This is a genomic window from Actomonas aquatica (assembly GCF_019679435.2).
Taxonomy (GTDB): domain Bacteria; phylum Verrucomicrobiota; class Verrucomicrobiia; order Opitutales; family Opitutaceae; genus Actomonas; species Actomonas aquatica.
In genome coordinates, this window is sequence record NZ_CP139781.1 from 1,861,454 (window position 1) to 1,876,941 (window position 15,488).

The following is a 15,488-nucleotide window of genomic DNA, read 5'->3' on the forward strand; positions in this document are numbered from 1 at the left end:
AAGTCACCAGCTAAAATCCATCCATCGGGTCCAGCGTTGCCCCCATCCACTTCTTCACGTCTCTTCGCATTCCTCGCGGTTTCACCCAGTGCCCACCCACGCCCACAGTCCCGTTTCCCCGACCCGCGCCGCGGTTCCGCCGCTGCTGCCGGTGCTGGTGCCCCTCATCATCGCCTCCATCGCGCTCAACGTCGCCTTCGCGTGGCTCTTCCCCAACGAAGACGAACCGCGCCGCCCCGCCCCCAACGTCCGCTTCACCGCCGCGACCGCCGCCGTCGGCATCGATTTTACCCACCGCCACGGCACCGAACCCGCGCCCACCAGCATGGGCGGCGGCGTCACGGTCTTTGACGCCAACGGCGACCGCCATGCCGACATCTTCTTCGTCAACGGCGCTCCGTGGCCGTGGTCCGATCACGCCTGGCAAACCCCTGCCACCAGCCACCTCTACCTCAACGACGGCACCGGCCAGTTCGCCGACGTCACCGCCGCCGCCGGACTCGACCTCGTCATGAACGCCATGGCCGCCGTCGCCGGTGACTACGACGCCGATGGCGACACCGACCTCTTCGTCACCTGCATCGGCCCCAACCGCCTCCTGCGCAACAACGGCGACGGCACCTTCACCGAAACCACCACCACCGCTGGCGTCGCCGGTCTCGATACCGACTGGAGCACCGGCGCCGCTTGGCTCGACATCGACCGCGACGGCCAACTCGACCTTATCGTCTCCCACTACCTGCGCTGGTTCCCCGAAGCCGGCCTCGCCGCCGCCATCAACTTCGCCCGCGTCGGCCGTTCCTACGGCACCCCCGTCGGCTTCCTCGACGTCTTTCCCACCGTGTATCGAAACAATGGTGACGGCACCTTCACCGAGCAGCGCGATCACGCCGGCCTGCAACCGATCGATCCGCTCACGGGTTTCCCTCGCGCCAAAGCCATCGCCCTCACGCCGCTCGATGCCGACCACGACGGTCACCTCGACCTCCTCCTCCATTTTCACACCGGCGATCCCGTGCTCTTTCTCAACACGCCCACCGGGGGCTTCGCGCCCTGGGTCTCCGCCGAAACCATCCGCCGCGAGGGCCTTTCCGCCAGTCTCGCCGCCGCCGCCACCCTGCCCTTGCCGACCGTCAATCAGGACAACGACATCGCCCACATTCTCCCCACCCTGCAACCGGAGCGCCACACGCTCGCGCCCGGCAATGAGATCGACCTGATCGCCAAGGCCGGCTGGACCGCGCTCGACTACGACCTCGACGGCCATCGCGACGTGTTTGCCGCCCACGGCTTCATGGAGCCCGACCTCGCCCGCATCGAAACCGATGCGCCCTTCGCCTCTCACCCCACTCTGTATTGGCGCGAGCAGGACACCTGGCAGGCCGCGCCCACGATCGAGCTCACCGGCCTCCCCACTCCCTTCACCGCCCGCGGCACCGCCACGGCCGATTTCGACGACGACGGCGACCTCGACCTCGTCATCGCCCAAAACCAAGGCCCCGCCGTTTACCTGCGCAACGACCTGCGAACCAACGCTCCCTGGCTGCGCCTCACCTTGCGCGCCACCCGCACCCACCCCGCCGCCTACGGCGCCCGCGTGGAGCTGCACACCCCGCGCTTCGTCACCGTGCGCACCGTCGCGCCGCAGCTGGGCTACCTCGCCCAATCCACCGACGACCTGACCTTCGGCCTCAGCGAAGATACCCGCGTGCGCCGCCTCGTCATCACCTGGCCCTCCGGCCAACGTCAGGAACTGCGCGGCCTCGCCATCAACCAACACCTCACCGTGGTGGAACCGTAAGGCGCCCCACGCTTTCGCCTCCGGCTCAAACGCTGCTACGGCTCAATCCCGTTCCAGCACAAACGGCGTTTGTTCGGTCACGCGCACCCGATCCACGAAGTCTTCGACCTGCTCCGCCAAGTCCGGCGCCCAACGCCCGGAGCGCCACTCGAGCTCTCGTTCGACCAGCACCTGGTGCGACGTCTCGTCGTAGCTGGTCTTAAAAACGTAGCGCCCAAACTCTGTTTCCACCGCCTCGTCCTCCGGCGCCTCATCGATGATGTAACCCTCCGGCAGGACAAAGGTCGTGCGCTCCACCGTGCGTCCCGCCTGGAGCCAAATCGGATTCACCCGTTCCTCCGCGGCTTGGAATCGCGGCAAATCCGTCGGCAACATCACCGGACTGAAAACATACAAGACGTTGCGCATGAGTCGGGCGTAACCCTCGCCCTCGAACTCCAGGTCCAGCGTCAACGCATCCTCCGCAAAGGCATCCTTTACCTCCAAGCGATTCACCGTGGGCGCGGTCCATCGGTCGCTGAACCAGTTGCGCAAACCCCTGCGCCGTTCGTCGTCCGTCGTCCGCCGTGCCCAAGCTCGCATCGGCCCGGCATCATCGCCGCGATAAGTCACCTGCATGGTGCCCGTGGCGGTGCCGTCGGTGGTTAGGGTAACCTGCGTGTCCCGCTCGATCACCGAACGCGCCGGGTTCAGGGGTGGCAGCTGGATAATGCCGCCCTCGTCCGCCGCGAACCACAGCCCCTGCGCCGAAAGCCCCTCCACGTCCAATTGCCCCGGCGGCGTGAACTCATCGGTGGGATCAAACACCAACCAACGCCGTCCCTGCGGCCCGGTAAAGCTGGCCACCTCGGCCGGCGCAGACTCATCCAGCGGAATCGTCAGCACGCAGTGATTAAACCACGACGGGGACACCCACGCTTCATCGATTTCATAACGGGCCTGAGAGCTGACCAACAACTCCCGTCCCTCCAGTCCCGCCGCCCGCAACAAGGCCCGCAGGTAAACCGACTTGTCCTTGCAATCGCCGTAACCCACTCGCTGCACCTCCGCTGCCGCCCGGGGTCGATAGCCCCCGGAACGCCCCATGTCCAAGGCGACCGAAATGTAGCGCACGTCCTGCGCCAGACGACAGAGCCGTTGTATGCGTTCCCAATTATCCGTCGCTCCCGCCAGGGTTTCATCGACGAGTTGTTGCACCGCGGCATCCGGCGTCGATGCCTGCGCGTAGTCCGCAGCGAAATACCCCACCAACTCCGGCCACGTCTCCACGCCGATCATGTTGCGGGTGCGCGTTTCGTTCGCGGGTGCGATGAAAGCCACGCTCATCCCGATGCTGCTCGCGGCCACCCGCGGGCGCCACGCCTCGTCCTCCACCGCCGGCAAATCCCGCAGGGTCCACGCGTAGGTTTGCCCCGATCGCTCCGTCGTCACTCCGGGGTGGTTGTAAAACTTTGTCCGCAGGTCCCAGCCGTCGGGCAGCGTCACCGCCAGCCGCGAATGCACCACCGGCAACTCACTGCGAAACGTCCAGCCCAACTCCGCCCAGTCCGTCTCGTCGCGCCATTTGATCTCGTAGGCGAAGACATCCCCCTCGCGGGCTACATCCGACGCGCCCGCCAGGACCGCGTATCGACTTTCCCCATACAGCTCCAACGCGTTGGTGTGGGCCGCCACATCCACGCGCTGCTTCTTGCCGTATTCGCGCACCGTGCCGTCCGGACTCAACAGCCACGCCTCGATCGAGCTCACCTTGCCGGCCCCATCCACATAACTCGCCAGCGCGGTAGCGTGATCGCGCCCTTCATCGGCCAACAAGCGGATCACCCAGCGCGTGTGGTGATTCACCCGGCCCGTGCGCTCGATCTCCACCTGCCCCTCGTCCCACAATACGACCGCGGTCGCATCGCCGGTCTCGACGTTCACCGGCAGCTTGCTCGCCGCCACCATCCAATCCGGCGCCTTCGGTCGCGCCCAGAGAGGGAGCGCCAACAACAGCATCATCAGGGTTCCCATCGTCCATCGCGGCAGCAGCGGATGGGTCGGCCGTCTCTTCATCTCCATTTTGCTCATGGCGGGTAGTTCGAGTCGGGTGGAGGCGGTGCCGCCTATTTCCGCTGACGCCGCAACGTCAGCGTATGATTGTCGGCTTCCTGCCGGGCCTCGAAGAGGCCTTTGAGATACGGATAGCGGGAGGATTCATGCGCCAGCTCCCCCAGCGCCCACAGCCGGGTCAGCTGGATTTCCCGCGTTTTAGGATTCACCTGCAACCGCACTTCGAAGGCCCCCATCCGGCCAAAATCAACCGGCGAAGGGGCGGACGGTTCCTCCAACTTAAAGTCCTCCGGATACGTGATCGTGATCTCGTCCACCTCGCTCCAAAGATAGGGAAACACGATTCGGTTCTCCCGCGTTTCGGCTTCGAAGATCGGATCCTGTCCGCGTTGAAACACGGCGGGGGAGAAAAACAACCGCGACCCGGTGCGCTCCGCAAACGCGGGCACCTTCAGGTGGTAGCGAACCACCAGCGGTTGCAGGACCGCATATTTGTTCTCCGCTTCATATTCCGTCACCTCCGCATCGCTCAGACTCTCGCGCAACCACTCCTCCTTCGACGTGCGATCCTCCTCGGCCGAATCCTCGTCGCGATTCTGTCGCCACGCCAATGCCCAGTAGCCGCTGAGATGCTCCTCCACCGTGCCCTCCAGGTCGCCGTTGCTCTGCAGCTCGAAATGCGCCACCCGGCGGCGGCTGGACAGCTTGGGACTGGTGCCAGGAGAATTCACCGTCACCTCCTGCTTGGCATCGCCAATACACGTCATCGCGTAGGTATAATCCGGAGCCAGCATCGTCACCGGCAGGTAGGTCGCGCCGGGATCGGTCAACAGCCACCCGTGGGCCATCTTCACCGCCGCCACCTCACGGGTGATAAAATAGAGCTCGGTAATATTGCGGTTCATCGGGAACGTCTGCCGATCGGCAACCTTTGCCACCCGCGCATCCAAACCCGCCGCCACCGCCAGCGCCACGAACGTCCGATTGATCCACTGATCATCGCCCATGCGGTGTTTCAATACATCCTTCACCGCATCAATTTCCGGTGGATTATCCGCCTGCGCCGCGACCGCTTCGGGCGACTCCCGGTTGAGGTTGATGAACTCCGACCGACAATAATCGTGGAGCTTCCGCAACTTCGCTTCGGCATCTTCACTACCATCTAAAATTCGCGCCAGTTCATCCCGCAGCAGCCGTTTACTCGTGCGCGTGACCGCTCGCGTCTCCTTGGCCAACACACCACTCGCTTTGCGCCAATACTCGTCCTTGTCCTCTCCTGCACTGTAGCTCACGTAGAGGAGCACCGCGGCGCCGAGCCCCTCAAAATCCGGCGCAAACCGCTCCTCCGCCAAAGCCGGCAGATTCTCCATCACGAAGTTGTAGCGGTTGCGACTGTCGGGCTTCACCGGCTCCTTCGCGCGATTCATGAACAAGGCCCGCAGATATCCACCCACCGGGGGAATCCGCACTTCATACTCACAGCGCCGCACCGGCCGTGACTCCTGAAAGGTGAGCAGGTTCACGTAACCAGCACCACCGTTGTAAACCTCGTAGCGGTATTCGATGATCACGCCGGGTTCGAGGCCCGGCGGCGCAAAGGACGTCGTGGTGACCCGCACCCCGCGGGCTTTCACCGTCTCCTGCTTAAAGATGTCATCCTTCTCCAACGTCAGCACGGTGCCGTCCGGCTTGATCGTGCGCGCTTCCAGATCCCGCACGCGCCCACCGGTCCGATGCTCCAACTCGATCTTCGCATACTCCTCCACGCCTTTTTCGTCATAAATGCGCACCCGAAAGTAAGACTCCCGATTCGGGTTCCCGTAGGAGATCCGCTTGAGAATGACCTCTGCGTGCGCCTCCGGATCGATCTCCGACTGAGTGCGACTCCACTCCGCCGGGTCGATCGGATCCCAGTCATTCTTGGCCTCCGCCACCCCCGCCCCCAGCCACCACACTACCGCTGCCAGCGCGGCTTTTCCGCCAACGCTCATTCCGACCGCCGGCCTGGCCCGACGACGGAGTTCGAACCACGCAAATAACCGGACAAATCGTTGGAGGGGTAACAGCTTCATAGGGGTAAACGGCAGGAGGTTAAGGGGGGCAATCTGCGCTGGGATTACGTTCGTATCCCCGCCTCGGTTTCCGCCCGAAATGCACCTCCATCCACCTGATGGCGGCTGCACCGTTCCGGCCTTCCAACGCGTCGCAGATCATAACTTGTCTTCACACAGGGTTGGATCGGCCAGATATCACCCTGCCCCACAGAACAGGTGCTTCTATCTATCTGGCAAGACTTTGCTCACCCCCGCCTCAAGTTTTGCCACCATAATTCAGGCGGCGCTCAAACTCGGATTTCCACAACGAGTGATTAGCTCGCGTCAAATCGTGCGCAGCACAGAGTTAGTTTTTTTAATATGCTAGGGTTCGCACTACCCCGCGCCCCATCATGAAACCCCACCTCTACTTGTCGCTCCTTCCGGAGGCACTTGTCGCGTCTCATTTGGATCCCGCCACCTTCGGCGCGTATCTCGCCACCGGCTCCCGCAAGCGAGCGCGCGGGCAGGCGATTTTCTTCCGACTCTCGGACGATTACTCCGCCGCTAAACTGGCCGAGTTGGACGTTTCGCCCGACCTCGAACGTGGCGACACCGCGAACCCTCGTCACTCCGCCTACCTCTCCATTTACCGCGTCCTTGAGACCACCCCGCTCGAAGCCCTCGAAGCCCTCTACCTCGTCACCAATGACGGTCGCGTGCTCGAGCTCTCGCCCGCCGACTACTTCCGCGTCGAGGGACCTCGCTTCCATCTCTACCAGGAGTTTGCCCCCATCACCCCGCGTGTGGTGAGCACCCTCGGCCCGCGCCAATTCGGCAAGCAGATCACCGACCCCGCCCAACGCGTCTCCGTGCCCACGCTCGTTTACGCCGAGCTCGATCTGCAACGCCTCGCCGACGACCCCGAGGCCGAGAACATCGATGATCTGCCCTACTACAACTTGGAGCATCTGCGCGACTGTCTGCGCGAGCTGCGCACCAAGGTAGGCAAGCCCACCAAGACCGTCATCCGCTACCTGCAACAGGACGTGCTCTTCCGCACGCTCTACCGCGGCTTCTACGTGGCCAAGGCTGGCGAGGGCTTCCGCTTCTTCCCCTTCCCCGATCGCGAAACCTTGGAAACCCAGCACTACCCGTGGTGGCGCTCCGCGTTGAGCACCTGGGGAGCCTGAGCCCCGCCCCACCGCCCCGCTCTTGTATCACCGTCTCCCGCTTCTGGCGGGGGCCGGGTGACGCATCCGCCGGTCCGGTCCCCTGCCCCGTTTTTTCCAATACATCGCCATGAACTCCCCCCTCTTTTGGTTTGTTCCGGTAGCTTCCGCGTGCGCGCTTGGTTTCGCCGCGTGGTTTTATCGCCGTATGAAGGCAGCGCCTGAAGGCACGCCCCGTATGGCCGAAATCGCGGGCCATGTCCGCGCCGGAGCCATGGCGTATCTGCAACAACAATACAAAATCGTCGGCGTCTTCTTCCTGATCCTCACCGGCGTCTTCGCCTGGCTCGCCTATGGCCTGGGCCTCCAGAACACCTGGGTGCCCTTTGCGTTTCTGACCGGCGGCTTCTTCTCAGGGCTCGCCGGTTTTTTTGGCATGAAAACGGCGACCTACGCCTCCGCCCGTGTCGCCCACGCCGCCAGCCAGTCGCTTGACGCCGGCCTGCGCCTCGCCTTCCGCAGCGGTGCAGTCATGGGCCTCGTCGTGGTCGGCCTCGCCCTGCTCGACATCTCCGTCTGGTTCGTAGTGCTCAACAGATTTGTCACCGATGCCGACCCCGCTCACAAGCTGCTCGTCATCACCACCACCATGCTGACCTTCGGCATGGGCGCCTCCCTCCAGGCCCTCTTCGCCCGCGTCGGTGGCGGCATTTTCACCAAGGCCGCCGACGTCGGTGCCGACCTCGTCGGCAAGGTCGAAGCCGGCATCCCGGAAGACGATCCCCGCAACCCCGCCACCATCGCCGATAACGTCGGTGACAACGTCGGCGACGTCGCCGGCATGGGCGCCGACCTCTACGAATCCTACGTCGGTTCCATCCTCGCCACCGCCGCCCTCGGCGCCGCCGCCTTTGCCGCCGCCGGCGATCCCGATGCCGCCTACAAGTCCGTGCTCGCGCCCATGCTCGTGGCCGCCGTTGGCACCATCCTCTCCATCATCGGCATCTTCGCCGTGCGCGTGAAGAGCGGCGCCTCCCAACGCGATCTGCTCAACGCCCTCGGTCGCGGCGTGAACCTCAGCTCCGTGCTCATCATCGCCGCCTCCTACCTCATTCTGCGCGCGCTCGACCTGCCGAACTTCACCGGCATCTGGGGCGCCATCGTCGTCGGTCTCATCACCGGCATCGTGATCGGCAAAGCCACCGAGTATTACACCTCCCAGGAATTTAAACCCACCCAGGGCATCGGCGAACACGCCCGCACCGGCCCTGCCACCGTCATCATCTCCGGCCTCGGCGTGGGCATGATGAGCACCGTCGTGCCGGTCGTCGCGATCGTCATCGGCACCACCCTCGCCTACGGCTTCGCCGCCGGCTCCTGGAGCTTCTCGCCCGAGACCATTTCGCTCGGCCTCTACGGCATCGGCATCGCCGCCGTCGGCATGCTCTCCACCCTCGGCCTCACCCTCGCGACCGACGCCTACGGTCCCATCGCCGACAACGCCGGCGGCAACGCCGAGATGGCCGGCCTCGGCCCGGAAGTCCGCCGCCGCACCGACGCGCTCGACTCCCTCGGCAATACCACCGCCGCCACCGGTAAGGGGTTTGCCATCGGCTCCGCCGCCCTCACCGCGCTCGCCCTGCTCGCCTCCTACGTCGAGGAACTAAAGATCGCCATGCTGCACAACGAGCAGAACAGCTTCATCCTGCGTGGCGGCGAAGTGGTCGACACCGCCCTCGCGACGCTGCCGCAGTTCATGGAGTATTTTCAGGTCAACCTCATGAACCCCAAGGTGCTCCTCGGCGTGTTCATCGGCTCCATGATGGCCTTCCTCTTCTGCGGTCTCACCATCAACGCCGTCGGTCGCGCCGCCGGTCGCATGGTCGAGGAAGTCCGCCGTCAATTCGCCGACAAACCCGGCATCCTCAACGGCACCGACACTCCCGACTACGCCCGCTGCGTCGCCATCTCCACCGCCGGTGCCCAACGCGAGATGCTCTTCCCGTCCGTCATCGCCGTCACTGTGCCCATCCTCGTCGGCGTCCTCTACGGCGTGCCCGGCACCTTCGGCCTGCTCGGCGGTGGCCTCTCCACCGGCTTCGTGCTCGCCGTCTTTATGGCCAACTCCGGCGGCGCCTGGGACAATGCCAAGAAATACATCGAGGAAGGCCACCACGGCGGCAAAGGCTCCGCCGCGCACAAGGCCGCCGTCATCGGTGACACCGTGGGTGATCCCTTCAAGGACACCGCTGGTCCCTCGCTCAACATCCTCATCAAACTCATGAGCATGGTCTCCATCGTGACCGCCGGCGTAAACGTCGCCTTCACGATCTTCTAAAAAATATCCTGCGGTTTAATCACACCAAGGTAGCAAAGAGCGCAAAGGCGGTGGGCCCCTCCTTCGCTACCTTTGCGTTCTTGGTGTAGAAAAAACAATATATGCCCGCAACGGCCGCCAGCCGGTGATTTCTCACCGGTCGGCGGCCTCTTTTTTGCCCGTCGGCCACGGAGCAAAACGCTTTACGCTCCGGCTTCGTCCGGAATCCTTCACCGCTCCGTTGCCTCCTCCCATGTCGACCTCTCCCTCCCGTTCCCGCTTTTGGCGCACGCCCGTGTGGGGATTGGTCGCAGCCGGTCTGCTCGTGACTGGACTGCTGCTGACCAAGGGGCCCTATGCCACCTGGCAATGGTGGGGCTTCGTCGCCTCCAATCCCGCCTTCTACGACACGCAGGTCATCACCGCCGGCGCCGAGTCATTTCGGGAGGGCCACGATCCGCTGCGCGAAAACCCGGCCGATCTCGGCGGCCGTCCGCTCAACTACCCGCGCATCTGGCACCAGCTTTTCGCCCTCGGTATTGATCGTTCGGATACGCCCATTCTCGGCGGATTCATGCTCGGGTGTTTCCTGCTGACCCTCGCGCTGTTCGTCCACCTGGTGCGCGGCCCACCCGCCTGGTGGTGGTTTGGCGCCATCCTTTCGCCGGCCATTTTGCTCGGCCTCGAACGGGGCAATACCGACATCCTCGCCTTCGCGCTCGTCGCCGCCGCAACGTGCCTGACCGCGGTAGGCCGCAGCCGCGCCGCCAGTGCCGCCATCGTCTTCGCCGGCGCGCTCAAACTGTTCCCTTTCGCCGCCGCACCGCTGCTCTTGGGCGGATCGCGCCGTCGCGCGCCCTGGCTGGTTTTTCTCAGCATCATCATCGGTCTGCTCTACGTGCTGGCCAACCGCGATGACCTCCAGCTCATCCGCGACGCCACCCCGCTCACCTACTACCTCTCCTTTGGCTATCTCGCCTTTGGGCTGGGCGCCGAGCAGCACTTCGGCTTCACCGTGGCGACCTTGCCGTTGTGGGTGCCTGTCCTGTTGCTCGCCATCGCGACCTTGATCCCGGCCGTCCGCTCGTTGCGCGCAGCGCCGTCACCGGCTCCCGACACAGCCCCCGATCTGGCGCTCACGGGATTCCTTGGCGGCACGTCCATCTACCTCGCCTCCTTCCTCCTCGGTTCGTCCTTCAACTACCGCCTCACCTTCCTGCTCCTCGTCCTGCCCCAGCTCCACCGCTGGCTGCGCTCGCCCGCGCATCGGCCCTTTGCCGTCGTGGCCCTCGCCTGCACCTACCTCGTCTGGTGGTTCCCCTTGCCGCAACCGGTGAACCCCTTCGCCGACGGACTCGTGTTCGTGCTCGATCAGCTTTCCCACTGGATCCTGTTCCTCACGTTGGGCGGCCTGACCGGCTCACTCGCGCCCCGCCTCGACCTGTTCCCCGCCGGCCCGCTTTCCGCTTGGTTTAAACGTCAGCCGTCTCGCCAGGCGCCCCGCCCGTCTTTCCTCCCTGCCTTCGCCCGCGCGTGTCTCATCGTCGTATTAGGCGTCACCGCCTTGTGGTTTGCCCGCACCCCTCATGTGGAGTCGGCCGCTCCCGCTTCTCTCGAAGAATTGCTGCTCCTCGACCGCCACCAGCGTATTCCCGACTACACCGCGTTCGACGTTACCGCCGACCTCGGAGAGAGCGGACCCGCCACCTTGGCCTTGCTCGAACTCACCGCCGCCAATGATGCGGCCGACGCCCGACGCCTCACCGTCTTCGTCCTCGCCGCGCTGTGGATGGCCGCGTGGTCGGGCCTCTCCGCCTCGCTCGGCATCCGCCGCAGCCTACTGGCGAGCCTGCCCCTGTGGTTGGCCCTCGCTTGGGCTCCGTTTGCTTTTCTGCAATCGTTCGGCTCCGCGCCACTGGTCTGGGCAGCCACCACGATGGCCGTAGCGCTGCTCTGGGTCGCTCAGTCTCAGCGTCCGATTCGTCCCGTTCTGGCCGGACTGGCCGGGGTTTTCGCCGCCTGCAGCATCGCCCTCCTGCCTTGGCTCAACCTCCCCGGTTTTCTGGTTTGGCTCCTTCTCCTTATCGCGGGCCTCCCACTCGCCCAACGCCACGGCCCGTGGTGGCGGCGCAGCTGGTTCCTCCTCGCGGTGGGCCTGCCAGCCCTCACCTGGGCTTGGGTGCAGGGCGACGGACGCCTCCCCGATCTGCTGCATCTCTACTTCGGTTACCTCGGTCATCCGAGCGCCTTGGGGGTCGCCTTGTGGACCCAAACCCTTGGTGGTCTTGCGGTCATCACGCTCCTGATGGCCGGCGGTCTCGCCCTCACGCGCCGACTCGACACCCGCAGCCCCCTTCCTATCGCGCTCGCCGTTGCTGCGACCGCTCTACCCGCGCATTGGGTCGCTCAACATCGCGAGCCCGCCACGCCCGCTGCGACCTCCGCGATTGTCGACGTGCTCAACCAATTCCCCGGCCGTCTCCCGCATGATCGCCTCGGCGTATGGGGCGTGCGCCCGGGCATCTACCGCGAGACCGGCCTGACCCCCGCGACACTTTCGCCGTTCCCGTTAGCCGCGCTGGCTCACGCCGACTCCGGCGCCAACCGCTACCTCGACCGATATTTTGGTGAGCTGAGTTTTTACCCACCCGAGTTTCTCGTCGATACGATCGGCCCCGGCGACCCGTTCTACAGCAACCGCTCCACGCACGGTCACGAAGCTTACCCCAAACTCGCCGCGTGGTTGGAAACGCACTACGTGCTGATCCGCGACGTGGGTTCCGGCCGGCTCTACGTTCGCCATCGACAGGACGAAGGCCGCGACCTCACCCGGCCCAACATCCTGCCCGTCACCCTCGAAGACATGCAGGAAACCGAGGCCATGGTCGCCCCGTTCTACCTGCCCGAGTTTCCCGACCACGTGCGTTTCTTCGCCCACGCCCCGGCCCGCTTTGTCCTCGCCGCCCCTCCCCAAGCCCTGCGCCTCTCCGGCACCTTCGGTTTCCGCGACGGCGTCACCGATTCCCCCGAGGGCCACACCGACGGCTGCGTTTTTCGCATCGTGCTGCGGTCAGTCGACCGACCGCCCGTGCTGTTACTCGAACAAACCCTCGATCCCTACAAAGACCCCGCGCGTCGACTCTTGCAGGGCTTCACCGTCGACCTGCCGGCCGACCGGGCCGACAACGCCACCCTCGAGCTCCAGGTCGACCCCCGCGGCAACCCCAGCTTCGACTGGGCCTTTTGGGGCGACCTCGAGTTCGTGCTCACCTTCCCCTGACCCACCCGCTGCTTTCCGCTTTGCACCCGCCCGCGAAACCGCGACCCTGCCCGTCGCATGGATTTCATTCTCGACCGCGACGACGACGCCCCGACCCGCCCCGGCTTCCCGCCCATCGACTTCAAGGCGGAGCTCAATGAGGAGCAGTTCAACGCCGTGACCGCCCCGCCCGGTCCGGTGCTCGTGCTCGCCGGCGCCGGTTCCGGCAAGACCCGCACCCTCACCTACCGCGTCGCCTGGCTCCTCCACCAGGGCATCCCGCCCGGCGAGATCATGCTGCTCACCTTCACCAACAAGGCCTCCAAGGAAATGCTCCACCGCGTGCATGACCTCACCGGCGCCGAAGCCAACCGTTTCTGGGGCGGCACCTTCCACAGCCTCGGCAACCGCGCCCTGCGCATGTTCGGCGATTCCCCCGCCCTCAAACTGCCGCGCAACTTCACCATCCTCGACGCCGACGAATCCGAATCACTCCTCAAACGCGTCGTCGAGGCCGAGCACAAATCCTTCTTCAAAGACAAAACCAACCCGCGCCCCGGCCCGCTCTTCAGCGTGCTCTCCATGTCGCGCAATACCCAGAAGTCCCTCGCCCAGACCGTCGAGGATCACTACCCGCAATACAGCGACATCGCCGTCTCCCTGCCCACCTTCGCCAAGGCCTACGAGGCCACCAAACGTGAACAAAACGTCGTCGACTACGACGACCTCCTCGAGCTCTGGCTCAAGCTCCTCCAGGAGGACCCCAAGGTCGCCGACTACTTCGCCCAACGCTTCCGCCACCTCCTCGTCGATGAGTATCAGGACACCAACACCATCCAGTCCCAGATCGTCGACGCGCTCGCGCCCCACCACCGCATCATGGCCGTCGGCGACGACGCCCAGTGCATCTACTCGTGGCGCGGCGCGAACTTCGAAAACATCATGACCTTCCTCGAGCGGCACCCCGGCGCCCAGCTCCACCGCATCGAGACCAACTACCGCTCCACCCCGCAGATCCTCAACCTCGCCAACGGCGTCCTGCTCGCTCAACCCGCCGGCCGCCACTTCGACAAGGAACTGCGCGCCCACCGCGCCAACTCCCAAAAACCCTACGTCGTCCAGACCATGGACGACCGCGAGCAGGCCGAGTTCCTGATCAAACGCATCCGCGCCCTGGTCGAAGACGAGGGCGTCTCGCCGCACGAGATCGCCGTGCTCTACCGCTCGCACTTCGTCGCCCTCGAAACCCAGCTCGCCTTCTCCCGCGCCGGTGTGCCCTACCACATCACCTCCGGCGTGAAGTTCTTCGAACGCGCCCACGTGCGCGACCTCGTCGCCATCCTGCGTTTCGTCTACAACCCGACCGACGAATCCGCCTGGCAACGCTGCGCCTGCCTCCTGCCCAAGATCGGCGAAAAAGGCGCCTCCAAGATTTACCACGCCGCCCTCGATCACGCCCGACTCATGCAGCAGGACTTCGTCGACGCGCTCACCACCGACGACGTCAAAAGCAAAGTCCCCAAAGGCGCCCGCGACGAATGGCCCAGCTTCTGCGCCTCGCTCAAACAGACCGCCGACGCCATGCGCGACGAGTCGCCGCAGATCACTGTCGAGGTCGCCATCGACGGCTGGTATGGCGACTACCTCAAAGGCGCCTTCGCCGACTACATCGACCGCCTCGACGAACTCGGCGCGCTCGCCGGTTTTGCCGCCCGTTACACCGAGATGCAGGACCTGCTTGCGCAAATCGTCCTGCTCAACGGCGAGACCAGCGATCGCTCCGTCGACTCCGAACAGGACGCCATCCGTCTCACCACCGTGCACCAGGCCAAGGGCCTCGAATACGACGTCGTGTTTGTGATCGGTTGCGCCGACGGCCAGTTCCCCACCCGCCGTTCCATCGAAGCCGGCGACGTCGAGGAAGAGCGCCGCCTCTTCTACGTCGCGGTCACGAGAGCCAAAAACGAACTCTACCTCTGCTACCCCAAAGTCGCGACCAAAGCAGGCCCCGGCGGCATGCTGCTCAGCCCATCACGCTTCCTCCAAGAGCTCCCCCCCGACCTCTACGAGGGCCTCCGCATCAAACGCGCCTACGGCTGGTAGGCGTCGCTCCCCATGAATCTCTCCTCCGACCAAAGCGACGCCTTGTTCGCCACCCTCGCCGCTCGTTTTGAGGCCAACCCACAGCGGCATCCGGGAATCTCTTGGGCCGACGTCACCGCGCAGCTCAACGCCGCCGCCCCGGCGAAACTCACCGCACTCCACCAACTGGAAGCAACCGGCGGCGAACCGGACGTAGTGAAGGTCGATGCCGCGAACGGCGAACTCACCTTCATGGACTGCTCGCCCGAGAGCCCCGCTGGCCGCACCGCGCTCTGCTACGATCAAGCCGGTTGGGCTTCACGCAAAGCCCATCAGCCGGCCGGCAACGTCATCGATACCGCCGCGGCCATGGGGGTTGAGCTGCTGACCGAAGCCGATTACCACCACCTGCAGTCGCTCGGCGCCTTTGACCAAAAAACGTCCAGCTGGCTCGCCACGCCGGCCGACGTGCGCGAGCGCGGCGGTGCCCTCTTCGGCGACCGCCGCTACGGCCGCGTCTTCATCTACCACAACGGCGCCCAATCCTACTACAGCGCCCGCGGCTTTCGCGCCCTGCTCCGAGTCTGACGCCCGACCGCACTCCTTCTCCTGCCATGCCCTTCTACCCCAAGTGGCTGCTCTTCCCCGTCCCCGCCAGCGCATGGGCCTCTCGGCACTTTAAGTCCGACTCCGAGTGCTCACTACATGCTCCGCCCCGACCGACACCCGAACGGCGATTCCCCTACTTATAAAGTAGCGGATTTCCCTCTCC

8 protein-coding genes are annotated in these 15,488 nt (G+C 64.9%); 6 read left to right on the forward strand and 2 right to left on the reverse strand.

What is annotated here, in order from left to right:
• Positions 1-88 precede the first annotated feature (88 nt).
• Positions 89-1,801 carry an FG-GAP-like repeat-containing protein gene (locus K1X11_RS07155; protein WP_221031047.1) on the forward strand — a complete coding sequence of 571 codons (1,713 nt, stop codon included), beginning with the start codon at positions 89-91 and terminating at the stop codon, positions 1,799-1,801.
• Between the two features lie 42 nt (positions 1,802-1,843).
• On the opposite strand, the gene K1X11_RS07160 is transcribed toward K1X11_RS07155, so the two are convergent.
• Together K1X11_RS07160 and K1X11_RS07165 are read right to left on the reverse strand one after the other, a co-directional pair.
• Positions 1,844-3,871: a DUF3857 domain-containing protein gene (locus tag K1X11_RS07160; protein WP_221031048.1), complete on the reverse strand. Its 2,028-nt coding sequence runs from the start codon at positions 3,869-3,871 to the stop codon at positions 1,844-1,846.
• A gap of 35 nt (positions 3,872-3,906) precedes the next feature.
• The gene (locus K1X11_RS07165) at positions 3,907-5,925 is read right to left on the reverse strand and encodes a DUF3857 domain-containing protein (RefSeq protein ID WP_221031049.1); all 2,019 of its coding nucleotides are present in this window, start codon (positions 5,923-5,925) and stop codon (positions 3,907-3,909) included.
• Between the two features lie 374 nt (positions 5,926-6,299).
• On the opposite strand from K1X11_RS07165, the gene K1X11_RS07170 reads away from it, so the two are divergent.
• The 5 genes from K1X11_RS07170 (at position 6,300) to K1X11_RS07190 (ending at position 15,304) form a co-directional block, all read left to right on the forward strand.
• Positions 6,300-7,079 carry a hypothetical protein gene (locus K1X11_RS07170; protein ID WP_221031050.1) on the forward strand — a complete coding sequence of 260 codons (780 nt, stop codon included), beginning with the start codon at positions 6,300-6,302 and terminating at the stop codon, positions 7,077-7,079.
• A 109-nt stretch (positions 7,080-7,188) separates the two neighbouring features.
• Entirely contained in the window at positions 7,189-9,396 is a 2,208-nt protein-coding gene (locus K1X11_RS07175; RefSeq protein WP_221031051.1) for a sodium-translocating pyrophosphatase, read from the forward strand.
• A gap of 232 nt (positions 9,397-9,628) precedes the next feature.
• Positions 9,629-12,655, forward strand: a complete 3,027-nt coding sequence (locus K1X11_RS07180) for a hypothetical protein (protein WP_221031052.1) — start codon at positions 9,629-9,631, stop codon at positions 12,653-12,655.
• A gap of 57 nt (positions 12,656-12,712) precedes the next feature.
• Positions 12,713-14,737 carry an ATP-dependent helicase gene (locus K1X11_RS07185; RefSeq protein WP_221031053.1) on the forward strand — a complete coding sequence of 675 codons (2,025 nt, stop codon included), beginning with the start codon at positions 12,713-12,715 and terminating at the stop codon, positions 14,735-14,737.
• 12 nt (positions 14,738-14,749) lie between these two features.
• Positions 14,750-15,304: a DUF4256 domain-containing protein gene (locus tag K1X11_RS07190; RefSeq protein WP_221031054.1), complete on the forward strand. Its 555-nt coding sequence runs from the start codon at positions 14,750-14,752 to the stop codon at positions 15,302-15,304.
• Positions 15,305-15,488 lie beyond the last annotated feature (184 nt).